The 24,913-nt window shown below is 56.7% G+C and carries 25 protein-coding genes, 1 tRNA gene and 2 pseudogenes; 18 read left to right on the top strand and 10 right to left on the bottom strand.

Features of this window, described 5'->3' with window-relative positions:
• Positions 1 to 26: 26 nt before the first annotated feature.
• Together AC0L6A_RS03550 and AC0L6A_RS03555 are read right to left on the bottom strand one after the other, a co-directional pair.
• Positions 27 to 602 carry a GcrA family cell cycle regulator gene (locus tag AC0L6A_RS03550; protein WP_473292247.1) on the bottom strand — a complete coding sequence of 192 codons (576 nt, stop codon included), beginning with the start codon at positions 600 to 602 and terminating at the stop codon, positions 27 to 29.
• A gap of 109 nt (positions 603 to 711) precedes the next feature.
• The gene (locus AC0L6A_RS03555; protein WP_473292248.1) at positions 712 to 1,587 is read right to left on the bottom strand and encodes a DMT family transporter; all 876 of its coding nucleotides are present in this window, start codon (positions 1,585 to 1,587) and stop codon (positions 712 to 714) included.
• Between the two features lie 248 nt (positions 1,588 to 1,835).
• Between AC0L6A_RS03555 and AC0L6A_RS03560 the strand changes: the two genes are divergently transcribed.
• On the top strand, positions 1,836 to 3,032 hold the full coding sequence (locus AC0L6A_RS03560; RefSeq protein WP_473292250.1) for an acetylornithine transaminase: 1,197 nt from the start codon (positions 1,836 to 1,838) through the stop codon (positions 3,030 to 3,032).
• Entirely contained in the window at positions 3,029 to 3,955 is a 927-nt protein-coding gene (gene argF / locus AC0L6A_RS03565; RefSeq protein ID WP_473292252.1) for an ornithine carbamoyltransferase, read from the top strand. The genes AC0L6A_RS03560 and argF overlap by 4 nt, the downstream gene beginning before the upstream one ends.
• 67 nt (positions 3,956 to 4,022) lie before the next feature.
• Here argF and AC0L6A_RS03570 read toward each other — a convergent pair whose 3' ends face one another.
• The 3 genes and pseudogenes from AC0L6A_RS03570 to hrpB form a co-directional block, all read right to left on the bottom strand.
• Positions 4,023 to 5,504: an inorganic phosphate transporter gene (locus AC0L6A_RS03570; protein WP_473292253.1), complete on the bottom strand. Its 1,482-nt coding sequence runs from the start codon at positions 5,502 to 5,504 to the stop codon at positions 4,023 to 4,025.
• A 132-nt stretch (positions 5,505 to 5,636) separates the two neighbouring features.
• A complete protein-coding gene (locus AC0L6A_RS03575) occupies positions 5,637 to 6,095 on the bottom strand; it encodes an NUDIX hydrolase (protein WP_473292254.1) in 459 nt (152 codons plus the stop codon).
• A gap of 119 nt (positions 6,096 to 6,214) precedes the next feature.
• Positions 6,215 to 8,670 (bottom strand): annotated as a pseudogene (gene hrpB, locus AC0L6A_RS03580) (ATP-dependent helicase HrpB).
• Between the two features lie 143 nt (positions 8,671 to 8,813).
• On the opposite strand from hrpB, the gene meaB reads away from it, so the two are divergent.
• From meaB to AC0L6A_RS03615, 7 genes are all read left to right on the top strand, one after another.
• Positions 8,814 to 9,800 (top strand): methylmalonyl Co-A mutase-associated GTPase MeaB, encoded by a 987-nt coding sequence (gene meaB / locus AC0L6A_RS03585; RefSeq protein ID WP_473293371.1) that lies wholly within the window; start codon positions 8,814 to 8,816, stop codon positions 9,798 to 9,800.
• A 184-nt stretch (positions 9,801 to 9,984) separates the two neighbouring features.
• Complete coding sequence (locus AC0L6A_RS03590; protein ID WP_473292255.1) at positions 9,985 to 11,814, top strand: ABC transporter ATP-binding protein; 1,830 nt, start codon at positions 9,985 to 9,987, stop codon at positions 11,812 to 11,814.
• A 108-nt stretch (positions 11,815 to 11,922) separates the two neighbouring features.
• Positions 11,923 to 12,594 carry a hypothetical protein gene (locus AC0L6A_RS03595; protein WP_473292257.1) on the top strand — a complete coding sequence of 224 codons (672 nt, stop codon included), beginning with the start codon at positions 11,923 to 11,925 and terminating at the stop codon, positions 12,592 to 12,594.
• A 103-nt stretch (positions 12,595 to 12,697) separates the two neighbouring features.
• Positions 12,698 to 13,225: a hypothetical protein gene (locus AC0L6A_RS03600; RefSeq protein WP_473292258.1), complete on the top strand. Its 528-nt coding sequence runs from the start codon at positions 12,698 to 12,700 to the stop codon at positions 13,223 to 13,225.
• A gap of 266 nt (positions 13,226 to 13,491) precedes the next feature.
• The gene (rpmB, locus tag AC0L6A_RS03605) at positions 13,492 to 13,779 is read left to right on the top strand and encodes a 50S ribosomal protein L28 (RefSeq protein ID WP_473292260.1); all 288 of its coding nucleotides are present in this window, start codon (positions 13,492 to 13,494) and stop codon (positions 13,777 to 13,779) included.
• Between the two features lie 123 nt (positions 13,780 to 13,902).
• Positions 13,903 to 14,256: a hypothetical protein gene (locus AC0L6A_RS03610; protein WP_473292261.1), complete on the top strand. Its 354-nt coding sequence runs from the start codon at positions 13,903 to 13,905 to the stop codon at positions 14,254 to 14,256.
• A gap of 42 nt (positions 14,257 to 14,298) precedes the next feature.
• Positions 14,299 to 14,766, top strand: a complete 468-nt coding sequence (locus AC0L6A_RS03615; protein ID WP_473292262.1) for a copper chaperone PCu(A)C — start codon at positions 14,299 to 14,301, stop codon at positions 14,764 to 14,766.
• 170 nt (positions 14,767 to 14,936) lie between these two features.
• Here the strand turns inward: AC0L6A_RS03615 and AC0L6A_RS03620 are convergent.
• Positions 14,937 to 15,642: pseudogene (locus tag AC0L6A_RS03620) on the bottom strand (NAD-dependent deacylase).
• Positions 15,639 to 16,289: a winged helix-turn-helix transcriptional regulator gene (locus AC0L6A_RS03625; RefSeq protein WP_473292264.1), complete on the bottom strand. Its 651-nt coding sequence runs from the start codon at positions 16,287 to 16,289 to the stop codon at positions 15,639 to 15,641. Before AC0L6A_RS03625 ends, AC0L6A_RS03620 begins: the two are co-directional and overlap by 4 nt.
• A gap of 114 nt (positions 16,290 to 16,403) precedes the next feature.
• On the opposite strand from AC0L6A_RS03625, the gene AC0L6A_RS03630 reads away from it, so the two are divergent.
• Both AC0L6A_RS03630 and AC0L6A_RS03635 read left to right on the top strand, forming a co-directional pair.
• Positions 16,404 to 16,646 (top strand): YdeI/OmpD-associated family protein, encoded by a 243-nt coding sequence (locus tag AC0L6A_RS03630; protein WP_473292265.1) that lies wholly within the window; start codon positions 16,404 to 16,406, stop codon positions 16,644 to 16,646.
• 31 nt (positions 16,647 to 16,677) lie between these two features.
• Positions 16,678 to 17,130: a low molecular weight protein-tyrosine-phosphatase gene (locus AC0L6A_RS03635; RefSeq protein WP_473292266.1), complete on the top strand. Its 453-nt coding sequence runs from the start codon at positions 16,678 to 16,680 to the stop codon at positions 17,128 to 17,130.
• Here AC0L6A_RS03635 and AC0L6A_RS03640 read toward each other — a convergent pair.
• The 3 genes from AC0L6A_RS03640 to AC0L6A_RS03650 form a co-directional block, all read right to left on the bottom strand.
• Positions 17,127 to 17,435, bottom strand: a complete 309-nt coding sequence (locus AC0L6A_RS03640; RefSeq protein ID WP_473292267.1) for a hypothetical protein — start codon at positions 17,433 to 17,435, stop codon at positions 17,127 to 17,129. The genes AC0L6A_RS03635 and AC0L6A_RS03640 overlap by 4 nt on opposite strands.
• Before the next feature lie 99 nt (positions 17,436 to 17,534).
• Positions 17,535 to 18,494, bottom strand: a complete 960-nt coding sequence (locus AC0L6A_RS03645; protein ID WP_473292269.1) for a 1-phosphofructokinase family hexose kinase — start codon at positions 18,492 to 18,494, stop codon at positions 17,535 to 17,537.
• A 64-nt stretch (positions 18,495 to 18,558) separates the two neighbouring features.
• Complete coding sequence (locus AC0L6A_RS03650) at positions 18,559 to 19,608, bottom strand: Glu/Leu/Phe/Val family dehydrogenase (protein ID WP_473292270.1); 1,050 nt, start codon at positions 19,606 to 19,608, stop codon at positions 18,559 to 18,561.
• A gap of 124 nt (positions 19,609 to 19,732) precedes the next feature.
• On the opposite strand from AC0L6A_RS03650, the gene AC0L6A_RS03655 reads away from it, so the two are divergent.
• From AC0L6A_RS03655 to AC0L6A_RS03685, 7 genes are all read left to right on the top strand, one after another.
• A complete protein-coding gene (locus AC0L6A_RS03655; protein WP_473292271.1) occupies positions 19,733 to 20,188 on the top strand; it encodes an Lrp/AsnC family transcriptional regulator in 456 nt (151 codons plus the stop codon).
• Between the two features lie 52 nt (positions 20,189 to 20,240).
• On the top strand, positions 20,241 to 22,040 hold the full coding sequence (lepA, locus tag AC0L6A_RS03660; RefSeq protein WP_246928393.1) for a translation elongation factor 4: 1,800 nt from the start codon (positions 20,241 to 20,243) through the stop codon (positions 22,038 to 22,040).
• A 184-nt stretch (positions 22,041 to 22,224) separates the two neighbouring features.
• Entirely contained in the window at positions 22,225 to 23,538 is a 1,314-nt protein-coding gene (locus tag AC0L6A_RS03665) for a hypothetical protein (protein WP_473292272.1), read from the top strand.
• Positions 23,539 to 23,632: 94 nt separating this feature from the next.
• Complete coding sequence (locus AC0L6A_RS03670) at positions 23,633 to 24,139, top strand: PhnA domain-containing protein (RefSeq protein WP_473292273.1); 507 nt, start codon at positions 23,633 to 23,635, stop codon at positions 24,137 to 24,139.
• Positions 24,140 to 24,185: 46 nt separating this feature from the next.
• Positions 24,186 to 24,380, top strand: a complete 195-nt coding sequence (locus AC0L6A_RS03675; protein ID WP_473292275.1) for a CTP synthetase — start codon at positions 24,186 to 24,188, stop codon at positions 24,378 to 24,380.
• Positions 24,381 to 24,455: 75 nt separating this feature from the next.
• Complete coding sequence (locus AC0L6A_RS03680) at positions 24,456 to 24,635, top strand: CTP synthetase (RefSeq protein WP_473292276.1); 180 nt, start codon at positions 24,456 to 24,458, stop codon at positions 24,633 to 24,635.
• A gap of 55 nt (positions 24,636 to 24,690) precedes the next feature.
• Positions 24,691 to 24,767, top strand: a tRNA-Arg gene (locus AC0L6A_RS03685).
• Positions 24,768 to 24,913 lie beyond the last annotated feature (146 nt).

The following is a 24,913-nucleotide window of genomic DNA, read 5'->3' on the forward strand; positions in this document are numbered from 1 at the left end:
CTTTCGGAATTCTGTATGAGCGCTTCTTACCGCTTACGGTCTCGACGCGAGGACATGGGCTGGAACGCCACGCCCACATGGGCTTCGCAGTAAGGTTTGCCTTGCTGAACGGACAAGCCGCAGAACCAGAAATCATCTGTCGCCGGATCGCCAACAGGCCATTTGCAGGTCTTTTCGGTCAGTTCCATCAGGTTCAGACGCTTGGCGTCCTTTTCGATTTCGCTGACTTTGGCCAGGGCCTCTGGGCTGATCTCATTCGCCGAAGGTTGCGGGGGCAAAGGCTGGCCCGCAGGAATAATGGCTTTACGCGCAGCTGACATGGGCTTCGCTTCGGGGGTCTCGGCCTTGGCCGCAGCGGCTTCCTTTTTCGGCGCTGCCTTGGGTTTGGCTGCCGCCTTAGGCTTGGCCGCTGCCTTCGGTGCGGCTTTTTCCTTGGCGGGCGCTTTGGTGCTGCTGGACCTGTTGGACAGGCCCAAACGGTGCACTTTACCAATCACCGCATTGCGGGTCACTCCACCCAGTTCTTTTGCGATGACCGAGGCCGATTGACCCTCGCCCCACATCTTCTTCAGGATTTCAACGCGCTCGTCGGTCCAGGACATGCTTTCTTCCCGTCTGCTTGGGGCAGGCCGTCATCAGCCAACGCCCCCTGTGAATTCAGAAGCCCTTATACTAATCACCCACGCGCCGGATACAAGCGCAGATCGGACTCTAGCGACGGTGAATACCCTCGCGCCAAGCCAAAATGGCCCCTCCGGCGACAATAATGCTGGCACCAATCAGGCTGGTCAGGCCGGGGCGCACGCCAAACACTCCGAAATCGTACAGCGCTGCAAAGATCAAAGTGGCGTAGGAAAACGGCACAACAAAGCTTGCATCCGCACGGCGGATTGCTTGCACATAGCATGCTTGGGCTGCGGCCATCATGAAGCCAAGCGCCGCCAACACGCCCCATTGGGCAGGTGTTGGGGGCTGCCAGATGAACAGCACTGCGCAAGAGGCAATGGTCAATCCGATGGCGTTGTTGATCACAAGGATTTGCAAAGGTGCCTCGCGGCCCGCAAGCCGTTTGATGAAAATGGTCTCAAGTCCCAGAAGGGCTGCAGCCCCCAAGGCCAGAAGGGCGGCGGGATCAAAACTCGATGCGCCCGGTTTGATCAGGATCAACGCCCCAATAAGGGCCATTGCCACGGACAACCAACGCCATGGGCCAACGCGTTCGCCCAAAAGGGGGATCGCCAAAAGCATCGCAATCACTGGGTTCAGAAAACTGATCGCCGTAGCGTCTGCCAATGGGATTAAAGTGGCCGCCGCAAACATAAGGGTCACGCCTGCGAACCCCGCCGCCGACCGCGCCACATGCAGCTTCAGATTGGGCTGGGTCACGCGTAGACGTTTGAACAGCGCGAAGCTGCCAATGGCCAAGAACGCGAAGGTGAAACGGCCGTGGGTGATCTGAAAGGGGTGCAAAGCGTCGCCCAACAGGTCCCGCCCAGCAAGCTTTGCCATCAGGGTTGTGCCTGCGATGAAGACCGCAGCAACCAGCATAAAGCCAGCCGCCGCTAAGGGGGAATTGCGCGTTTCCATATCACCCTCCTATGCGCCCTTGTGGGGATTGAAAAGGCTGGACAGCGCGCGCGTGATCCCCTATCCCGCCCTCATGATCAAACAGACACATATCGCTGACACCCGACGCCGATGCACCCGCGCCTGACGTCCGTCCCCGTTTGATCCTGCGCTCCGTTTGCGCAAACCCATCTAAACCCATCTGGAAATTGTTGACTTGAGGCCTGCCATCCGGCACCCAAAGGCTTCTTTTTGAAGAGGATACCACCATGATCCCGTCGCTTTTGCCGACCTATAACCGTGTTGATCTTGCTTTCGAGCATGGCCAGGGCAGCTGGCTTGTCACGGATGGGGGCGAACGATATTTGGATCTGGGTGCGGGCATCGCGGTGAACGCGCTGGGCCATGCGCATCCTGCGTTGGTCGAGGTTCTGGCCGAGCAAGGCGCAAAGCTTTGGCATGTTTCGAACCTTTATAAGATCCCGCAGCAGCAGAAACTGGCGGACCAGCTGGTCGATCTGAGTTTTGCGGACACGGTGTTCTTTACCAACTCCGGCACCGAAGCTTGCGAACTGGCCGTGAAGATGGCGCGTAAGTATTGGCATGACAAAGGCCAGCATGACCGCACGCAGATCATCGGCTTTGACGGCTCGTTCCATGGCAGGTCGTCCGCTGGGATTGCTGCCGCAGGTGGCGAGAAACTGACCACTGGTTTTGGCCCGCTATTGCCCGGCTTTACCCATCTGCCGTTTGGCGACCTTGACGGTCTGACCAATGCGCTTTCGGAAGGTGATGTGGCCGCCGTGATCATAGAACCTATTCAGGGAGAGGGTGGAATTCGCCCCGTCCCGGATGATGAGCTGAAAGCGATCCGGGCTGCGTGTGACGAAGCCGGTGCGCTTTTGATCTTTGACGAGGTGCAATGCGGCATGGGCCGGACTGGCAAGCTATTTGCGCATGAGTTCTCGGGCATCACGCCAGATATCATGATGGTCGCGAAGGGCATTGGCGGCGGCTTTCCTTTGGGTGCTGTTCTAGCGACCGAGGATGCGGCAAGCGGCATGGTCGCAGGCACCCACGGGTCGACTTATGGCGGCAACCCGCTGGCCTGTGCGGTCGGATCGAAAGTGACCGAGATTGTCGCGGATCCTGATTTCCTCGCGGATGTCAGCCGCAAAGCAGGGCTATTCCGTCAGAAACTGGAAGGCCTCATCGCTGCTCATCCCGATGTGTTCGAAGCCGTGCGAGGATCGGGCCTGATGCTGGGTCTCAAGTGCAAAGTGACAAACTTGGACGTGCTGTCGAAATGCTATGACGCGGGCGTGCTGTGCGTCCCCGCGGCAGACAACGTGCTACGTATTCTACCCGCACTCACCATCGAAGACGAAGACATCGGAGAGGCCATATCGCGGCTTGATCAAGCCGCCACGGCCACAACACAAACCCATGAGGGCCAGAGCAAATGAAACATTTTCTGGATATCAACGCCACATCCCCTGAAGATCTTAAGGGCATCATTTCAGAAGCGCATCGGATCAAAGGCGCGCGCGCTGGCCAACCCAAAGGGACGCTTGATGACGAACGTCCGTTGGATGGTCACATGGTTGCTTTGATCTTTGAAAAGCCCTCGACCCGGACGCGCGTCAGCTTTGATATGGGTGTGCGCCAGATGGGCGGGCAGACGATGGTTCTGTCGGGCTCGGAAATGCAGCTTGGCCACGGTGAAACAGTTGCGGACACCGCAAAAGTGCTAAGCCGCTACGTCGATATGATCATGATCCGTACCTTTGAAGAGGCGACGCTTCAGGAAATGGCGGAATACGCTGATGTGCCGGTGATCAACGGCCTGACCAACCGCTCGCACCCGTGCCAGATCATGGCCGACATTCTGACCTACGAAGAACATCGCGGGTCGATCGCAGGGAAAAAGGTGGTCTGGGCAGGTGACGGCAACAATGTTTGCGCCTCCTTCCTACATGCCGCCGGGCAGTTCGGGTTTGATCTGACCTTCACAGGGCCGGAGCCCTTGGATCCCGAAATGGGCTTTGTGGAAGAAGCGCGCGCAAAGGGAGTGAATGTCGATATTGTCCGTGACCCCATTGCAGCTGTTGAAGGTGCCGATCTACTCGTCGCAGACACGTGGGTGTCGATGCACGATGCACCGTCTGCTCGTGAGCGGCGCCATAACTTGCTGCGAGCCTACCAGATCAATGACGAACTTATGGCGCATGCCAAACCAGATGCACTGTTCATGCACTGCCTTCCGGCCCACCGGGAAGAGGAAGTGACGAACTCGGTTATGGACGGCCCGCAATCAGTGATTTTTGACGAAGCCGAAAACCGTCTGCATGCGCAGAAGGCCGTGATGCGATGGTGCTTGGGGAAGTAAATCAGCTCAGTTCCCACAAAAAAAGGCGCTCAAATTGAGCGCCTTTTTCTATTCTGTGTCTTGGCAATCAAGCCATAACCGAGTTCAGAACATAGAAGATCGCAGCGGACATCAGGGCGGCCGCGGGGACAGTGATCACCCAAGCAGCGACGATGGTCATGAAATGCGAACGGCGGACCAGTTTACGGCGGCGGCGTTCCTCGGATGCGATGCGCTTGGCTTGAGGCCGTGCTGCCATGGACTTACGTAACCGGCGCTCCATATGGAATTCGCGATAGAAACCCACACCAAAAACACCCCCCACAGCAATATGGGTCGAGCTTACGGGCAGGCCCAGCCAGCTGGCCACAATCACAGTGATGGCGGCAGACAACGCCACGCAATAGGCGCGCATTGGGTTCAGCTTTGTGATCTGGCTGCCCACCATGCGGATCAGTTTCGGGCCGAACAGCATCAGGCCAAAGCTGATGCCGAACGCGCCAATGACCATGACCCATGTTGGGATCGTCACCTTCGCGGCGAAATCACCAACGCTTTCCACGTGAACGATGGCGGCAAGCGGACCCACTGCATTGGCGACGTCATTGGCGCCGTGTGCAAATGAGAGAAGTGCGGCTGAGAAAATGAGCGGTAGAGCAAACAGTGTCTTCAGGGATTTGGTGCGGTTCTCAAGGCCCGCAGCCTGACGCGCGATCAGCGGTGCGGTGACGACATAGGCAATCACGCCCACGGCGGCACCGATCATCAGCGCGGTTCCCAGATCAATCTTAACAATCCGCTTTAGACCTTTGATCGACAGATACGCCCCGAAAGCTGCAGCCATGATCCCGATCAGCACGGGCACCCAGCGTTTTGCAGCGGCGATCTTGTCTTCCTGATAGACGATCTTGTGCTTGATCAGGGCCAGAAATAGGGCTGCGATGACGCCGCCCAGAACAGGAGAGATAACCCAGCTGGCAGCAATCTTGCTCATTGTGGGCCAGCTGACCGCAGCAAATCCTGCTGCTGCAATGCCTGCGCCCATCACTCCGCCTACGACCGAGTGTGTGGTCGAGACTGGCGCGCCAACCCAAGTGGCAAGGTTCACCCAAAGCGCAGACGAGATTAGTGCCGCCATCATTGCCCAGACGAATGTGCGCGAATGATCAAAACCTGATGGATCAATAATACCCTTTGAGATGGTCGAGACCACGTCCCCCCCGGCCAACAAGGCACCAGCGCTTTCGCAAAAAATGGCGATCACGATGGCGCCGCCCATTGTCAGCGCGTTTGCACCCACTGCGGGACCCATGTTGTTGGCAACGTCATTCGCGCCGATGTTCAGCGCCATATAGGCACCAAAAGCGGCTGCGATCACGACGACAAGCGAGGTGGGAGTTTGCCCAAAGAACACGGCCGCCCCAAGGGCTGCCAGCACGATGAACGCCAATGCAACGCCCATGCCCACCAAGGGACGCGCGACGTATTGTGTGGCGTATTCGACCTGACTGATCCGGTTCAAGTCTTTATCCAGTGTTTTCCACTGGTTGCCGTTATTCTCGCCGCTCATGGCCTGTCCCCCGCGCTGCAGCTGTCTTCTGGCTGTAACTTAGACGTTACAATTCAGCGCCTGCGCTAGCCCGTCGGCGTTTCAAATGCAATAGATTCGATGGGGAAAGGGATGGATACCGGTGCCCGCGTCTTAGAAGTCGCGCAGAAGTTGGCTTAGGTCTTTTTCATCGACCATTTCCGCGGCTTCTTCCGGGGACACCCACTTGCGCGTGCGTTCGTCGGATTCCGGGAATTCCTCAACCAGCTTTTCCACCTTCAGCGGATAAACTGATGCCGAACAACGTGCCACGCCGCCTGTGTCCAACGCTTTGTCGTAAGAGTATTCGCCAATCGGTGCGCGGTCGAGCTGACCTTCGCTAACGCCGGCCTCTTCCCACGCTTCTTCACGTGCGGCTTCGGCTGCGTTTTTGCCGTCCATTGGCCAGCCTTTGGGTAGGATCCAGCGACCTGTGCCGCGGGATGTGACCAAAAGAACCTCTTTGTCATCACCTGCGCCACGATAGCAGAGCGCCGCCACCTGCAGTCGGTTGGGGCGTTTGAACATAGGAAAGACAACCTCTTCCCAGGCTTGTTTTAGAAGCGATGACATTTTGTACCTGCATTCGTTTTTGAACGATATTGATTAACGGTCACTATATGGGGAAACGAGGTAAAAATGCAAGTAAACTAGAGATTTAATGGGATTTCATCACGGTGAAGTGACGTGGGTCAGGTGCCTCTTCGCTTGGCGCGAAGGGTGGGATCGGCTTGCGTGGGGTCCTCGGGCCAGGGGTGTTTTGGGTACTGTCCGCGCATGTCCTTGCGCACGTCGGCATAACTTGTCGCCCAGAAATTGGGGATGTCGGTTGTCGTCTGAACAGGACGGCGGGCAGGTGACAAAAGCGTCACGCGCAGGGGTGTTTTGCCCACCATTGGGTGGCGGGTAACGCCAAACATTTCTTGCAGGCGCAGGCTGATTTCCGGCGTATCCCCAGAATAGTCGATGGGCGTTTTGTGCCCCAATGGCGTTGAGAAATGCGCGGGGGCTTCTTTATCCAGCCGTGACATTTGGTTCCAATCCAGCCGGCCGCGCAGAGCTTCCAGTATGTCGAACTTCTTCCAACCGGCAGAGGTCTTCACGCCGGACAGATGTGGCAGCAGCCAATTGTCGAGCGTTGCCATCAACGCATCTTCACTCATGTCTGGAAGGGTGTCCCCGCCCGCGCGCACCAATTCGACCCGCGCGATGAACCGTTTGGCTGCATCCGACGGGCGCAACCCCAGGTCGCGCACCCCATCCAACATCGCACGCGCAACGGCGTCAGCAGGTGCGTCTTTCCAGATGCGATCATCCAACACCACGGCGCCCAGACATTCCTGCCGCCGTGCCACCACCCGCCCGTCGCGTTTCGACCAAGCGCAGCTTTCGACCCACGCAATCTGATCCGTGAACAGATCGCGTAGCTCTCCTTCGCTGATATGGGTCGCTTGCCGAATACGTGCCTCGCGGGGGTTGCCGTCCGTGTCGGTCACCACGATAAGTCGTGCCCCCGCCAACACGTCGCCTTCGTCCATGATCCCGCCTTTTCCGCCGGACATCACGAAGCGTGGAATGTCACCGGGGCGGCGCAGCGCCGCACGGTCGGGATAGGCCAGCGCGGCCATCTGTGCAGGACTGAGGTCTGGGCGCGCATCGCCGGCCATCCGCCGCAGCCGTTTGGCTTCGGTTCGGATACGCTCGATCCCGCCGCGATTTGCCTGAACCCCGCGTTTCGCCGCAAAGCCTTTTGGATCACGGATCGCTTCAAGCCTCAGCGTCAGATCCATCGGAGCGCCACGGGGCAGGGGGTCACGGTCACCCCATAGCGCGGCCAGAATCCGCGGCGTCAGAACCCGCGGTCAGAAGCATATGCCCAAGGCGCGGATGCAGCGGCAAGCGGGCAAGCTTTGTGCCATGATCGGTGATCCGCCCGCCATCATCAAGCGCGCCGAGGCTTCTTAGAAGGCTCTGTGCTTCGGCCAGCACGCCCGAATTTGGCGGTGTCAGAAAGGCTAAGCCCGTCCCATCCGGGCTGCCCCAGCCTGCCAGCTCCAAAGCAAGCGGGGCAAGGTCGGCGGTCTCGATCTCGGCCGGTGCGAAGGGGGGCATTCCGCCTTCCTCGCCTTTGGTCCAAAGCCGGTAACAGGTGCCGGGGGCGACACGCCCCGCACGACCACGGCGCTGTTCCGCTTCGGCCTTAGACACACGCTCGGTCACCAGTCGCGACATGCCGGAACCCGGATCAAACCTGGCACGCCGCGCCCGTCCTGCATCCACTACAACACGGATGTCCTGAATGGTCAGGGATGTCTCGGCAATCGCGGTCGCCAGCACAATCTTACGCCCGGTCTTGGCAGGCTGAATGGCCGCGCGCTGGGCGGTAAACTCCATCGCACCGAAAAGAGTGTGCAACTGGCAATCGCCGGGCAAATGCCCCTTAAGCGCGCCTTCGCACCGCCGGATTCTCACCTTCGCCCGGTAGGAAGACCAAAACGCCGCCTTCGGTCTCACGCAGTGCAGTCAGAACCAGATCGGCTGTTACCTCGGGAAGTCGTGCGCCTTTTGCCAAGGGGCGGTCCAGATGCTTGGTCTCGACCGGAAACGCCCGACCTTCGGAGCGTATGATGGGCGCGTCATCCAACAGTTTTGCCACCGGATCCGCGTCCAGCGTGGCGGACATAACGACCAGCTTCAGGTCATCGCGCAGCGCCCCCATCGCCTCCCATGTCAGGGCCAGCCCAAGGTCCGCATTCAGCGAGCGTTCGTGAAATTCATCAAAGATCACCGCACCGACGCCGTCCAGTGATGGATCCGATTGCAGCATGCGTGTCAGGATGCCTTCGGTCACCACTTCGATCCGTGTGGTTTTAGACACCTTGGCTTCGCCACGAATGCGATAGCCGACGGTCTCGCCTACCTTCTCGCCCAAGGTCTGCGCCATGCGTTCGGCGGCCCCGCGTGCCGCCAAACGGCGGGGTTCCAACATGACAAGTCGCCCGGTAAACGCACCGGCCTTCAGCATCTCAAGCGGAACAACGGTGGTCTTACCGGCCCCCGGCGGCGCCATCAGCACCGCGCGGCCTTGATCCGCCAGCGCGGAAAGCAGCGCGGGGATTGCGTCATGGATGGGCAGTTGATCCGTCATCCTGCCCTTATCCGATGCCCCGCCTGCCGGGTCCAGCCCGGAACTTGGCTCCAATCCTTGACCCAATCGGCGCTAACATGTGCACGGCCTCTGGACAGGCGCAGGTGCAGGCGTCAAAAACGGTGCGAACAGGCGGAGGCAACATGGACATTCAGGATCTGGCCAAACGGGTGATTGCAGGCGAGCGCCGTGCCTTAGCGCGCGCCATTACGTTGGTTGAAAGCGGGCGTGCAGATCATCGCGAACAAGCGGTTAAGTTGCTTGAAGCCACAGCGCCAGAAGGTCGCCAAGCGTTGCGTATCGGACTATCCGGCACGCCCGGTGTGGGCAAGTCCACCTTCATCGAAGCCTTCGGGATGTTCCTGATTGAAAAAGGGTTGAAGGTTGCTGTGTTGGCGGTTGATCCCAGCTCGGCCCGTTCGGGCGGCTCTATTCTGGGCGACAAGACCCGGATGGAAAGCCTGAGCCGCGAGAAAAATGCCTTCATCCGCCCGTCACCTTCGCAGACCCATATGGGCGGGGTCGCACGCCGCACCCGCGAGGCTGTCGCACTGTGTGAGGCTGCAGGCTTTGACATAGTTCTGATCGAAACCGTGGGCGTCGGCCAGTCCGAAACGATGGTGGCCGAGATGTCGGACCTTTTCCTTCTGCTCCTTGCGCCTGCCGGTGGCGATGAGCTGCAAGGCGTAAAACGCGGCATCATGGAGATCGCCGACCTGATCTTAGTGAACAAGGCTGACGGACCGCTGAAAGATACCGCCATGCGCACCTGTGCTGACTATGCGGGCGCTTTGCGTCTTTTGCGCAAGCGTGTCTATGACCCGGAAGGCTTTCCCAAGGCGATGATGGTGTCCGCCGTCACACATGATGGGTTGCCTGATGCATGGGAGACCATGGAAGAGCTGATTGCTTGGCGTCGTGAACACGGCCACTGGGACAAACGCCGTGCCGCGCAGGCGCGCCACTGGTTCGAAGAAGACCTGCGCATCGGCCTTTTGGCGGCGCTGGAAACGGGTGATGCGCGCGCGCAGATTGACGTGCTTGGTGGGCAGGTGGCGGCAGGTGAATTGTTGGCCTCGCGCGCTGCGGACGAGATGCTCGCCCACCTGAAATTGGCGTCTGATAGCTGAAATCCATGGCTCTGCCATCGGGGGTTGATATGCGCTAACAGCTGGGTTAGCGTGACTTCGAAACATGCAGGAGAGTGCAGGATGAATCAGCTCAGGACCCCACCGCGACACTAGACGCTGGTCCTGTTGGGCTGACGTCAGCCCCGATTATCCTTTGTATTTCCTTTAGCGCACGGAGCGCATCATGTTTCGGTTTTTCGAAAATCTTATCGACCCTTTCCGTCCTTTTTCGGACAAAACTCCACCCACGAAACTGTGGCCCTTTCTGAAGACGCAATATGACGGCTTTGGTAAGCTGATGGCCCTTATGGCGTTGTCGGGTGTTGTTGTGGCCCTGATCGAAACAGGGCTGATCTTTTATTCCGGTCGCGTGATCGACCTGATGGACGGCACCGACGCGCCGACGTTTTTCCAGACCCACGGGTTGGAGCTGCTGTTGGCTGCACTGTTCATCTTGTTTCTGCGCCCGTCCATGATCGGCTTAAACCACTTGCTGCTGGAACAGACCCTTGTGGGCAACCTGCATGATCAGGTCAGGTGGCGTGCGCACAAGCACCTGTTGGGCCAAAGCATGGGCTTCTTCCAGAACGATTTTGCGGGGCGGTTGTCCAACCGTGTGATGCAGCTGGGTGGCGCAGTTGAAGACGGCACCTATATGGCATTCGAAGGCATTTGGTACGCACTGACTTATGTCATCGCGGCTGCCTTGATCCTAAGCCAGATCGATCCACGTCTGGCGCTGCCGCTTGTGATCTGGCTGGTGTTTTACATCTTTTATACCCGATGGGTCGCCTTGCGCGTCGCTGAGGCGTCCGAGAAATGGTCCGACGCACGTTCGCTGCTGTCCGGACGGATCGTGGATGCCTATGCCAATATCGAAAGCGTCAAGCTGTTCAGCCAAGGCGAAAGCGAAGAACGCTATGTGCTTTCCGCCCTGAAACGCCACCGTTTGCGTCTTCAACGGTTCTTGCGCCTGATGACGGAACTTAGCTTTGGCTTAAACATCCTGAACGGGTTCTTGATTACGGGCGTTCTGGGTACGTCGATCTGGTTCTGGAGCCGCGGTGTCGTGTCCGTGGGCGAGGTCGCCGCGGCATCCGCCTTGACCATTCGTCTGAACGGCATGTCCGGTTGGATCATGTGGGTCACCGTGCGGCTGTTTGAACATGCAGGCGTTATCCGTGAAGGTCTGCGCTCAATCTCGGTCGAGCACGAAGTCACCGATGCGCCGAATGCCCCTGCGCTCAAGCTGTCGAAAGGAGAGATCCGTTTTGACGAACTGACCCATCATTATGGGAAAGGTTCGGGCGGTCTTGATGGAGTGAACCTGTCGGTGAAACCCGGTGAAAAAGTGGGCTTGGTTGGTCGGTCCGGCGCGGGCAAATCCAGCCTTGTAAACCTGCTGCTGCGTTTTCGTGATCCTGAAGGCGGGCGTATCCTGATCGACGGTCAGGATGTGGCAGGCGTCACGCAGGACAGCCTGCGGGCACAGATCGGTATGGTCACGCAAGACAGCTCTCTTCTGCACAGGTCGGTTCGCGCGAACTTGCTGTATGGTCGTCCCTCGGCCAGCGAAGCCGAGATGATCGCTGCCGCCAATCGGGCCGAAGCGCATGAGTTTATTCAGACGCTGGAAGACCCCAAGGGGCGCACTGGCTATGATGCCCATGTGGGCGAACGTGGCGTGAAGCTTTCTGGCGGGCAACGCCAGCGTGTCGCCATTGCGCGAGTTATGCTTAAGAACGCGCCCATTCTGGTGCTGGACGAAGCGACGTCTGCGTTGGACAGCGAGGTCGAAGCCGCCATCCAGAAAACGCTTTATGGAATGATGAAAGGCAAAACCGTGATCGCAATTGCCCACCGTCTATCCACCATCGCCCAGATGGACCGGATCGTTGTTCTGGATCAGGGGCGCGTGATCGAAGACGGAAGCCACGACCAGCTTCTGACCACAAAAGGCATCTACGCCGGATTGTGGGAACGTCAGTCGGGTGGTTTCTTGGGCGAGGATTGATCGCCGTTCAAATCTTACCCCTTGTCTTCGCTTGTTGATCGCAAGCGGGGGCAAGGGTAACCTTTTAGGTAAGGGTTTTGAAAGATAGGCATTGGGCGAACCGTTGATATGACTGAAAATACTTCTTCAGATTCCTTGGTCCTGACCTATCGTTCATATAGTTATTCATCGCTTGGCATCGTTTTGCTGTGCCTATCGATTGTGACGGCTGCTGCAATGCTGCTTCCTGTGGATCAGTTCTTTCGTCGCATTCTGCTTCTGATCGCTGTGATGTCCGGCATTGGGGCGATTTTCGCGGTGCGCATGGCCAAGCGGTTGAAAAGCGCAAACGCATGGTATTTGTGCTTTCAGCCCAATCAGATACGGCTGAACTTTTTTGACTATGTAAATTCCAGCTCGGGACCACAGTCAGACATTGCTGTTCTGGATATCCCGCGCGACCAAATGCTGTTTATCAGGCAGACGAAAAAGCGTGACTATGATGGCGACTTGGAAAAGGTCTATGTGGATATGCAGGTATCGCACTCAATCTGGGAAACAGCAAAACGTTTCAGAGCTGACTATCAATCACATATTGACCCAATGGATGTTGATACACGGGCAGGGGCTGTCCAGTTTTTTGAAGGGGATATCATTCGGGTTTTACTGGATCCATCGCAGTGGCCAAAAGGATTGGAAGCACACTGGACGTCATGCCAGTACAACGTGGCTGATGCGTATGAAGTTGGGCACGGAGCCTCGATTAAAATGACGAGGAGTGGTTCAAAGGAACCTCATTAGGCTGTTATTGGCCGGTTCCACCGATCTATCGATGTATCCTCTTCCGGTCGCCAATCCAGATACTTATCTTTGTATGGCATACGCGTCTTTGAAAGGATCATTCATGTCATTCCGTTTGTCCTTCTTCGCCATTGCCAGCGTGTTGATTTCCGCGACTGTGGTCGGGGCGCAGCAGATGCCCGGGGAAAACCATTCAGCTGCTTTCGCGCCAGCGCTTGAGGCTTACGAGGTTGATTTGGCCAAGGATTGCGCATCGTTCGAAAACGGTACGCTTGAAACCAACCAAGGTGGATTACAGACCGTTGCGGATTTTAATGGGGATGGCATCACAGATCCGATCCTTGATACGGGCATCTATACCTGCTCGACGATGGCGTCATTCAACAGCGGCACCGGCGGGCGCTTGATTGTGGTTTTCGTATCTTCCGAGCAAGCAGAACATGGCTATCAACAGTTCGAATTTCTGGGCGAGGGCAACATCACAACTTCGCTTGGGGACAGGTCCATTTTTCTGTTGGCCGAGCACGGCGCAAGCTGCGATCGCGCGGGCTTTGAGCCCTGTTTCGGAGCTTACAGTTGGTCACAGGATCATTTTGCGTCCGCAGGGGGGCAGGTCAGAGCGGCCGAGTAGTCTGAGATACCTGTTCAGGCCGTCCAGTTCGCCCTTGTCTATCAACGAAATAGGCAATATCCGACGCCAAAGACTGGCACGTATACAGCGCGTGAACTTCTGCTTGCGACTCACTTGACGCGCCCCTGAAAGGCGTCTAATTACCGCGAACGGAATTCGGGGCGCTGCCATTGCGGCGCCCGTTTGTATTGACCGGCTGGACGTGAGCAGCGCGAGGGCGCGCTGAAAATCTCACCAATCTGGCCCGAGAGAGCAAGGATAAGAGCATGTCGCGTGTTTGCGAACTGACCGGAAAAGGCCCGATGACTGGCAACAATGTCAGCCACGCCAAAAACAGAACCCGCCGCCGGTTCCTGCCGAACCTGAACGACGTGACGCTTCAGTCTGAAGCACTGGGTCGCTCGTTCAAGTTTCGCATCTCGGCTGCGGCCCTGCGTTCGGTAGACCACCGTGGTGGTTTGGACGCGTTCCTGGCGAAAGCCAAGAACGACGAACTGTCGACCAACGCATTGAAGATTAAAAAGGAAGTCGCAAAAGCTCAGGCAGCCGCCTAAGCTCTAGCGTTTCCCGGATCGACCGGAATTGAGCCGCCTAAAGCTAACGCTTTGGGCGGTTTTCGCGTGTCGATCACCTGATACACTTTGTCGCTTGTTCTGCCCGAAAAAGAAGCATAGCTAATGGGCATGATCCGTGTGGCATTTGCATATGTTTTGGCCTTTGCGCTGACCATCACCAGCTTTGCGCTGGCAGATGCCCGTGGTGATAGTCCTGATCTTGGCGGGTCGTTTGAGATGGTGCTTTGTACGGGCACCGGTATGACCACGATCACACTTGGCCCAGATGGCGAACCCATCGAATCGGTGCATCTCTGTCCTGATGGCACATCGATCTTTGCGGCGTCATTTGCCCTTCCCGCCATGTACGCGCCCGAAACCCGGCTTGTGTCCCGCATTGTTCCTTCGCAGGTCACGCCGCTTGCCGGACGCGATGAACTGTCCCCGTCTGCCCGAGGTCCCCCGGTTCTGGTTTGATCCCTTCAATCAAGACCAATCCAAAGACCTAAGGAAAAGACAATGACCCCTATTAAAACCATTCTGGCTGCCGGTGCAGCTGCCCTTTTTGCTCTGCCCGCTCTGGCTGGCGACATCATGATCAACGATGCCTACGCGCGTGCCTCGGGTATGAACGCTAAGGCCGGCGCGGCCTTCTTCCAGATCATGAACCACGGCGCAGAAGATGACCGTCTGATTGCCGCCAAATCTGATGCCTCCAAACGCGTTGAGCTGCATACCCACAAGGATATGGGCGACGGCGTGATGAAGATGATGGAAGTCGAAGAAGGCTTCCCCGTGGAAGCGGGTGGCATGCATTCACTTCAGCGTGGTGGCGATCACGTCATGTTCATGGGCCTGACCCAACCCTTTGTGGATGGTGAAACCGTGACCGTAACGCTGGTCTTCGAAAAAGCCGGAGAAATGACGGTCGAAATCCCCGTGGATTCTGAAGCGCAACCCAATGGGTGGTGGCATGCAGCACGGTAAGCCTGAAGACGGCAAAATGGGCGAAGGTCACGGGGCCACGGTCCAAGGCGGCACCGGTACCAACTAAGGATAAGGGGTGCGGGGCGGTGAATGCGTCCCCAGCCCCGCACCCTGAATAGGGGTTTCGTCAACCCCGGATGGCCGTAGCGTTTCGCTGCGGCCTTTCTTTTTCAAGACCTGGTAGCTTGCGCCAGAATGTCGTCCACCCAAATCGGCACCAGCTCGGTCGCTGGGCCAAAGCGTGCGTCGTCAAATATCCGTGCCGTATCCGACGGCTCAAGGTTCAGCTCTAGGTTTGGTATTCCCATGCTCCGCGCCTCGGTCACAAAACCTGCAGCGGGATAGACATTGCCTGACGTACCGATCGCGACGAAAAGGTCGGCTTCGCCAAGTGCTGCATAGATTTCATCCATCTGGTACGGCAGTTCGCCAAACCAGACGATGTCGGGTCGGGTGCGCGGTACGGAGCAGTTGGGGCAGGGGGCAGCCGCCGACATTTCGCGCGGGGCGGACCAGCGGTGCCCGCAATCCGCGCAAAGTGCGCCTGCCAGTTCTCCGTGCATATGGATCACCTCGGTCGCGCCACCGCGTTCATGAAGGTCATCCACATTCTGTGTGATCAGCGTGACACGCCCCGTATGCTCTGCCTGCAACCGTCCCAGCGCATCATGGGCCGCATTGGGCGTGGCATCCAGACAATTGGCGCGGCGGGCATTATAGAATTCATGAACCAGATACCGGATTGCGCGCGAACCCCTCGGGTGTCGCCACGTCTTCCAGATCGTACTTCGTCCAAAGCCCATCTACATCGCGAAACGTCCCCAACCCGCTTTCAGCTGAAATTCCAGCGCCGGTCAGGATCAGGATGTGGGTCATTTGAAGCCGCCGTATATGTCCATAGCTTTTTGTAGCAGATCAAGCAGAGCGGCCACTTGCAAGGGATCTTGCGCCTCGATCTCGCCTTGTGCGGCGAAATTGGCAACCCGTTGATGACCTTCGGCTACGGCTTCTAGGTCGCACCATGAAAAGCCCAACCTTACAGGCGCAAGTGGCATTTGCCCTGCCAGAAGTGCGGCGCGCCCCTTGGAGACCGTCAAGGCAAACGGGGTTTCATCAAGCCAGATTTCGGCGCGCAATTCGTCCAATGGTCCGGCGGCACGTTCAATGGCACCGGCAAGAATGGCAACGCGGGACGACGGGGCATTCATAGAAACGCCCCCTTCCGGCACAGGAATATCCCGTCCAAACCGCGCAAGTTCAAACAAGATGCCACGTGTCGCATTCCCGCGATCGGTTAATGCATAGGTTCGTCCGGCTTTTGAAACCAGACCCGCTTCGACCAGTTCAGCCAGACGGGACGATAGCATGTTCGTGGCGATCCCCGGCAAGCCCTCTCGCAGCTTGCCAAAGCCTGACGGACCCGCATGCAGCTCGCGCAGGACATGCAAGGCCCAACGGTTGCCCAAAAGGTCAAGGGATAGGGAAATCGGACAGTTCAAAGAGTATGGTTTTGCGCGCGACATGAGATGCTTTTGGCGCAGTGCTAAGGGGCCTGCAAGAGAGGAAGTGCAGTTTAAGCGAAACAGCGCCCGTTGCGTTTGGTTGACCGGTTTCAACAGGCGTTGCATCCTGAGTACATGGCACTGAAACGCCCTAAACAACCAATGCCTTCTGATGTTGCTGCTCGGCTGCGATCCGAAGGGTTGCAACACGCTTATGACAAGCGCCCGCCCTATCAGAAAAACGATTATCTTGGGTGGATTGCACAAGCCAAACGCCCTGAGACACGACAAAAGCGTATTGATCAAATGTGCAACGAACTGGAAGGCGGACGCTTGTATATGAAAATGATCTGGCGCGACAAACCGGCTGGTTCGTGACAGCCCCGCCCGGCATTGTTACAACCGCCTTATGACCACACACGTTTTATTCGTTTGCCTTGGCAATATCTGCCGTTCCCCCAGCGCCGAAGGCGTCTTTCGTTCTCTTGCGACCGAAGCAGGGTTGGATGTTTTGACGGACAGCGCTGGTACATCAAACTGGCACGTAGGCGATCCGCCCTATGCGCCGATGCAAGCGGCTGCAAAGCTTCGCGATTTTGACCTGTCCGACCTTCGTGCGCGGCAATTCACGGCCCGAGATTTTGAGCAGTTCGATCTGATCATTGGGATGGATGACAGCAATATCGAGAACATCGAACACCTGCGCCCAGAAGGGTCCCTTACGCCGGTAAGATTGTTCACCGATTTCGCGCCCGAGGCAGGCATGGATCACGTTCCCGACCCATACTACACGCGTGACTTCGACCAGACGCTGGATCTGGTTCAGGCGGCGTCAGTCGGATTGATCAAGCACTTGGATTAGCTGCAGTGTTTGGCGACAAGAGCGCCGAATTTCTTGTATTTCTTCCAGAACTTCTCGTCCGTGCGGCGATCAGATTGCCGGGTCGATTGGCTTTTGTGGGGTTCTTTGAAGAACTTGGCGACTTTTGAGCGTTCTCCGCCGGTCAATGTCGCGTTGGCAACTTTCTGAACACAGCTGCAAAGGCTACGCGTCGCGCTGGGTCGATCGGCTTTCATGCAAGCGCGTTCAATCGTGCCACCAGCAATTGCAGATTGTCCTGGTAAAAGCGCCGCCATCAGCGTCGCCGCAAGAACCACTCGTTTCATCTTTACCCTCTTAAATGTCCGCCTCATATGCAGGTCTGAATTGCCCGCTTAGTCTTCAGAATACAGATTGGATCAGTCGAATGCAATTTGTGTAATGGGTCAAAGTTCCGTGATCGAGACCTCGGGCATCAGGCGGGCGACATCCTTTGCGTTACAAAGTTCTGTGGCGGGGCTCATTACAGCCGCACTTGCCGATGCGACACCACATCGCAGCGCGTCTGCCCAGCTTTCACCGCGTGCACGCGACAGGATAAATCCGCCCATGAAACTGTCACCGGCCCCAACTTTGCTTTGGACCGGCACAGGGGGCGTTTGCGCATGCAGGGCGAGATCTGGGGTCACAAGCACCGACCCCTCGGCCCCACGCGCTAGGACGACGCAATGCGCCTTGCTGGTTTCGACCAGCTTTTGTGCGAACTGCACGGCATCCAAAACAGTTTCAAGCGGCCGCCCTGCCAGTGCTTCGCTTTCTGTGCCATCAAGCCTTAGAACATCTGGTGCAAGTGATGCGTTTTCCTGCAAAGCCATCATGGCTGGGCCTGATGTGTCCAGATAAACGATGGCCCCTTTGGCATGCGCCAGTTTGACCAGCTGTGATGGAAATTGCGCTGGAAGACCGGGGGGTTGCGAACCAGACAGCACAACATGCGCCCCTTCGCGCAGCTCTTGCCTTAGACGTTCACACAGCTCTGCAACATGATCCTCCGTCCATTCGGGGCCGGGCATGACAAAGCGATATTGAGACTGCGCCGACTGTTCGGTGACAGCCAGAGAGAACCGGGTTTCCCCAGGAAGATTCAGCACCAACTGCGGTACGCCCTCTTGCGCCAAAAGGTCGGAAAGCTGTTGCCCTCGCGACCCCGCCAAAGCGACAAAGGCCGTTGCGTCGCCCCCAAGATACCGGATCGCACGGGCGACATTGATGCCACCACCACCGGGGTCTATTGCGGGTGCATCACAGCGCAATTTCTCGTTTGCGCGCACACTGCCCATTTGAGTGGACATGTCCAGCGCTGGGTTCAGCGTGATGGTCAGTATGTCTGATTGTGTTTGGGTCATGTCTCTCGGGCTTTTAGCCAGAGACTAAGCCGAGAATGGGGGCGCCACAACGCCCCCTTCTGGTTTATGCCGCGCGCGAGGTCATTGAACGCGCCACAACATCCTGCGCAACCACGGCCGGGCTGACGCCTGCATCTTTCGCAGAAATCAGGATGTTGTTCATCGTATCGTCTAAAGCGCGCAGTTTTTCATCAACCCATTCTACGCGGGTTTCGATCTCAAGAATCTCAGCCGCTGCGTTGATGATACCACCGCCATTGGCGACATAATCAGGTGCATACAGGATGCCGCGACCGTGCAGAAGTTCCGCATCTTGCGACGTCGCCAATTGGTTGTTTGCACCACCTGCCACAGCTTTTACATTCAGGTTCGGAATGGTCTTTGCATTCAAAATTCCGCCAATCGCGCAGGGCGCGAAAATATCAGCTTTGACGCCATAAATCTCGTCCAGAGAAACGGCCTCTGCGCCAAACCCGGTAACAGCGGCTTGCACGCGGTCTGCGTCGATATCCGTGACGACCAGATTGGCACCAGCCGCTTTCAGACGATGACACAGATGCCACCCGACATGCCCCAAGCCTTGAACGGACACAGTACGTCCCTTCAATCGGGCGTCCCCCAAACCATGACGGGCGACCTGACGGATCGAGTTGAAGATACCACGCGCAGTGATGGGGGACGGATCGCCGGACGCAAACTTACCGTCGGCCAGCCCCGCAACAAACCGCGTTTCCTTGGCCACTTCAGCCATATCCGCCGGGGTCATGCCCATATCTTCAGCAGTCCAATACCGCCCCTCGCAAGCGTCTACAGCTTGGCCGAAGGCACGCAGAAGGTCTGGTGTCTTCAAGCTTGTTGGATCGCCCATGATGACAGATTTGCCGCCACCCAAAGGCAGCCCCGCCGCTGCATTCTTATAAGTCATGCCTTCGGACAAGCGCAGCGCATCGGTCAGCGCCTCGTCTTCTGATCCATATGGCTTCATCCGCAAACCGCCTGCCGCAGGGCCAAGCGTGGTCGAGTGAATAGCGATAAATCCAACCAAGCCGAACTCGGGTGCTTCGACGCGATACACGCCTTCGTGGGTGGGCGTTGCCACTTGTGTGATGTTCATGATGTCCTCCGTGTTCTGCACAAGCTAACAACGTGACTTGGGGGAATTTCACCAAAATTAGGCGTGGACTTGTGAAATCTTGGCGATTATCTGATGAGAAACCCGCCAAAACGAGATTTATCTAATGGACGCCATCGACCACCGCATCATCGCCGCCCTGCAAGAGGACGGACGCCAGAAGCTCGGCGACCTTGCTGATTCCGTCGGTCTGTCCCCTACGCCCTGCGCCCGACGGATTGCAGCGTTAGAGCAAAATGGGGTCATTACCGGCTACGGCGCGCGGGTGGACCAGTCGAAGTTGGGGCTGCCTGTGACGGTCTTCATTTCCGTCGAATTGGAAAGCCAAAAACGCGAAGCTATCACCCATTTCGAACGCGCCGTATCGCGCATGGATGAGGTGATGGAATGCCATTTGATGAGCGGCAACCGAGACATCCTTCTACGCATCGTCGTCGCCGACCTGACCGCCTTTGATCGCTTCATGGAGGAAAAACTCATGCGCGTCGAAGGCATCGCAAGGATGCGGTCAAGCTTCACCTTGCGGACTATGGTGAAGCGGAATGTGCTGCCGATGGAGTGAGGGAAGCATCGAAGTCCTTGACGACCCTTTAAATCCACATCATATCCGGCCCATGACCGACCTGAAACATATCCGCAATTTCTCGATCGTCGCACATATCGACCACGGGAAATCCACGCTTGCTGATCGTCTGATCCAAGAGACGAACACCGTTGCTGACCGTGACATGAAAGAGCAGATGCTCGACAGTATGGATATCGAGCGGGAACGCGGGATTACCATCAAGGCGAACACGGTGCGGATCGACTACACCGCCGACAGTGGGCAGGAATACGTCCTGAACCTGATCGACACCCCCGGCCACGTGGATTTCGCGTATGAGGTCAGCCGGTCGATGCGCGCGGTCGAAGGGTCTTTGCTGGTTGTGGACTCGACTCAAGGGGTTGAGGCGCAGACGCTGGCGAATGTGTATCAGGCCATCGACGCGGACCACGACATTGTGCCGATCCTGAACAAAATCGACCTGCCCGCGTCCGATTGTGACCGTGTGGCCGAGCAAATCGAAGATGTGATTGGCATCGACGCGTCTGGCGCTATTCAGGTGTCCGCCAAGACAGGGCAGGGCATCCACGAAACGCTGGAAGCCATCGTGAACGAATTGCCCGCCCCGCAGGGCGACCCAGACGCGCCGCTGAAGGCGATGCTGGTGGACAGTTGGTATGACTCTTATCTGGGCGTGATCGTCTTGATCCGCGTGATCGACGGCAAACTGAAAAAGGGCGAGCGTATTCGCATGCTGTCGACCAACGCTGTGTATCCCGTCGACCGTGTGGGTGTCTTCACGCCCGAGATGCAGCCGATTGACGTGCTGGGACCGGGTGAAATCGGGTTCCTGACCGCCTCGATCAAGCAGGTGCGTGACACGCGGGTGGGCGACACGATCACCCACGAGAAGAAAGGCACCGAAGATGCTCTGCCGGGCTTTAAGCCTGCGCAACCGGTTGTGTTCTGTGGCCTGTTCCCTGTGGACAGTTCCGAGTTCGAAGACCTGCGTGACAGCATCGAAAAGCTGGCGCTGAACGACGCGTCGTTTAGCTCCGAGATGGAAACATCCGCCGCGCTGGGCTTTGGTTTCCGCTGTGGCTTCCTTGGTCTGCTGCACCTTGAGGTGATCCGCGACCGGATCGAACGTGAATACAACATTGAACTGATCACCACCGCGCCGTCGGTGATCTATCACATCTATATGAAAGACGGCTCGATGATCGAGCTGCACAACCCCGCCGACATGCCCGACTTGTCAACGGTCGATCACATGGAAGAGCCGCGCATCAAGGCGACGATCCTTGTGCCGGACGAATATCTGGGCGACGTGCTGAAACTGTGTCAGGACCGCCGGGGCATCCAGTTGGACCTGACCTATGCCGGGTCGCGCGCCATGGCTGTCTATGACCTGCCGTTGAACGAGGTTGTGTTCGACTTCTACGATCGCCTGAAATCGGTCACGAAGGGCTACGCGTCATTTGATTATCAGATGGAGGGCTATCGCGAGGACAATCTGGTCAAGATGTCGATCCTTGTGAATGACGAACCCGTCGACGCGCTGTCCACCATGGTTCACCGTGACCGCGCCGAAATGCGTGGCCGCGCGATGGTTGAAAAGCTGAAAGACCTGATCCCCCGCCACATGTTCAAAATCCCGATCCAAGCGGCGATTGGCGGCAAGGTGATTGCGCGCGAGACTCTGTCTGCCCTGCGCAAAGACGTGACCGCGAAATGCTACGGCGGCGACGCGACCCGGAAGAAGAAACTGCTGGAGAAGCAGAAAAAGGGTAAGAAGAAAATGCGTCAATTCGGGAAAGTGGATATCCCGCAGGAAGCTTTCATTAGTGCTTTAAAAATGGATGACTAAAGTAATCCGTTTATGAGCACAGTGCGCGGCAGCGAATTGCAAAGCAAATCGCGTGCGAACCCTTGCTGCACTTTTCTTGCTTTCAGTTTACGGCATGCCAGATCCGTTGCCGATAGTTGTTGCTCTGCGCTTCAACCATGGGTATTTCTGGTTCGTTAAACGGAAATATATTCTGAGGTAGCCCGTGTCCCGCTGGAAAACTGAGTTCGAAAAGCATGCCATTCATGAAACAGTCAGACAGTCACAAGAGTGGCTAGAGATTGCTATCGACGAGCCAAACGAAGAACTCACCATTGAACTACGTAGGCTAAAAAAGGTCCTCGAAAATCTCAATGGTGTGCTTGCCTCGATTGATCCAGAGATTACGCCAATAGTTCTGATGGATCAAATTGAACAACACCTAAAAAATCCGAGTTTTTGGGGTCAGTTGAGCACTTTTCACAATTCCCCTACCGTTGGCCATCTAACCACAGCAAACAACTATATTAGCAGTCAGGCAGCAGCAATATTCCAACTCTCAGGTTTTTCTACCGATGTTACCGTGATAAATAGCCAGAAAACCCTAGAAGAAACATTCGACTCCTTTTGTTCCTCAATTACAAAGAAATCGTCCGAATTCTCAGTCGAGCTTGGCAATCAAAAAGCCGCACTCGAAAGCCTAAAGCAAAAGGAACAGGCTCTAAGTGACGCCGTGGATGCTCTTGATGGTTCACAGAGGGAAAAGATGTCAGAATGGCTTGAGCAATTTTCTAGCGACCAATCACAGCGCGCTAAGGAGTTCTCAGAAAAGCAAATAGATCGAGATGAGCAATACTCGGCATGGTCCCAGATGTTTCAAACTGAAAAGGATGCTGTCTTTCAAAAAAGAGATGCTGCATGGGTGAAGAAAACCAACGCACTCTTTGAGAACTTCAAATCGAAAGTTGACGAGATAACGAAGGATTCTGAAAATCGTCATGCTTCAATCTTGGAAATGCACGGGCTTGTTGCAGAAGACAGCGTTGCAGGTGGTTACAAAAGTTTGGCAGACCACGAACGAGGGCAAGCAAATGTATGGCGTTGGATATCTATAGTCTTCATTGGATTGACAGTGTTGTGGATCGCTCTCACCTACTGGAACACTATGAGTTTTTCTACGGCTGAAGGCTCTGTGAACATTTCGTTTGCAGGGACACTCGACTGGGCGCAAATTGCGAAAGCGGCTTCGTTGACCGCGGTCCTACTCTACGGAGCTGTCTTTTCCTCTAAACAATCAAGCCTTCATAGACAAAATGAGAAGCGAACGCGTTGGTTTGCGCTTGAAGTCAAGGCGATAGGGCCATTCATCGAATCTTTAGACGAGACTAAACGAAAAGAGCTGATTGCGAAGTTTAGTGAACGGCTTTTTGGGCAAGAAACTGAAGAGTCCAAAGATTCACATGGTGAGACAAACTTTGATCCAAATGTTCTGAAAATGTTGGGAACACTGGTGAAAGATGTTTCATCTTCCTTAAAATAGCTGGCTTGTCATAGTCAGGCGCCGCCTCCAAATTTCCGCGTGACTCCCATTCCCAATCCCCCCTATAGCTCCCTCACCCAACCCCGGAGCCCACATGACCTGCCCCCTCTGCGCCTCAGACGCCCCTCTATCCTCCATCCCCGTTCCCGGCGGACCCGCAGATGCCTCGGCTGAGATTTGCGCCACCTGCGCCGCTCAGATCGACGGCACACCGGAAGAGACCCATTGGCGGGGACTCGCGTCCTCGATGTGGTCCGAGGATGTGGCGGTTCAGGTGTTGTCTGTGCGGATGTTGAAGCGGATTGAGGCCTCTTGGGCGCAGGATTTGCTGGACCAAGTGTATCTGGACGAGGACACGCAGGCGTGGGTCGACAATGTTGCCGCGGCCTCCAACCACAAGGATGCCAACGGGGCGGTGCTGAACCAAGGCGACAACGTGGTGTTGATCAAGGACTTGCCCGTGAAGGGCGCGGGGTTCACGGCGAAACGCGGCACAGCGGTGCGTGGGATCAGCCTTGTGGCGGACAACCCGGAACATATCGAGGGTCGCGTTGAAGGGCAGCGCATTGTCATACTGACGCAGTTCGTGAAGAAGAAGTAGGCAGGGCAGGGTCTGTCGGCTATTCCGCCCGGCAAGGAGACCCCTCATGCGCTCGCCATTATTCAAAATCGTCATGACATTTTACGGGATCATCGGGTCCACGCTGGCATCTGTGCTGGTGGTGATCGCGTTGGTGAACGGTGTCACGGGCCTGTGGCCATTGCTGGGCGCGGCGGCGGTTGGATTCGTGATCGGTCTGCCGGTGAGTTACTATGTCGCGCGCGCAATGATGGGCGATTGATCCGGATCAAAGAAGCGGTTCAAACGGGGTGCCTATATCCATTCGATATATCGCATCTAACACAAGGAATTCACGATGCTCCGCTTGGCTTTGGTCCTTTACGCCATCATTGGCACATCTCTTGCAGGTATCTTCATGGTCGCAGCGCTGACCATGGGCATGGACACCGCACAGCCCATCATCTGGGCCGCCGCGGCAGGGTTCTTGGTCGGTCTTCCGGTCTCGTGGTTCATTGCCAAACAGATCGACGCATGACTTGAAAGTTTCAGGTTGAATTACGGGCGCACGCAAGGGTAATGCTCTGGTGTGCGGTCCCGTAGCTCAACTGGATAGAGCATCTGCCTTCTAAGCAGAGGGTTGGGGGTTCGAGTCCTCCCGGGATCGCCATATTTTCAGATCAATAGAAGATGTTGTTCTCAGGGATCGTCTGAGCGGGCGAACGCTGCTTGGATTGATGTTTCTGAATTTCCGTAGAATCAGAAAAGAAAAAAGCCGCCGAGAAAACCCGGCGGCTTTGTGTTCCGATCCCTCGT

The organism is Aliiroseovarius sp. D2-2, assembly GCF_055809455.1.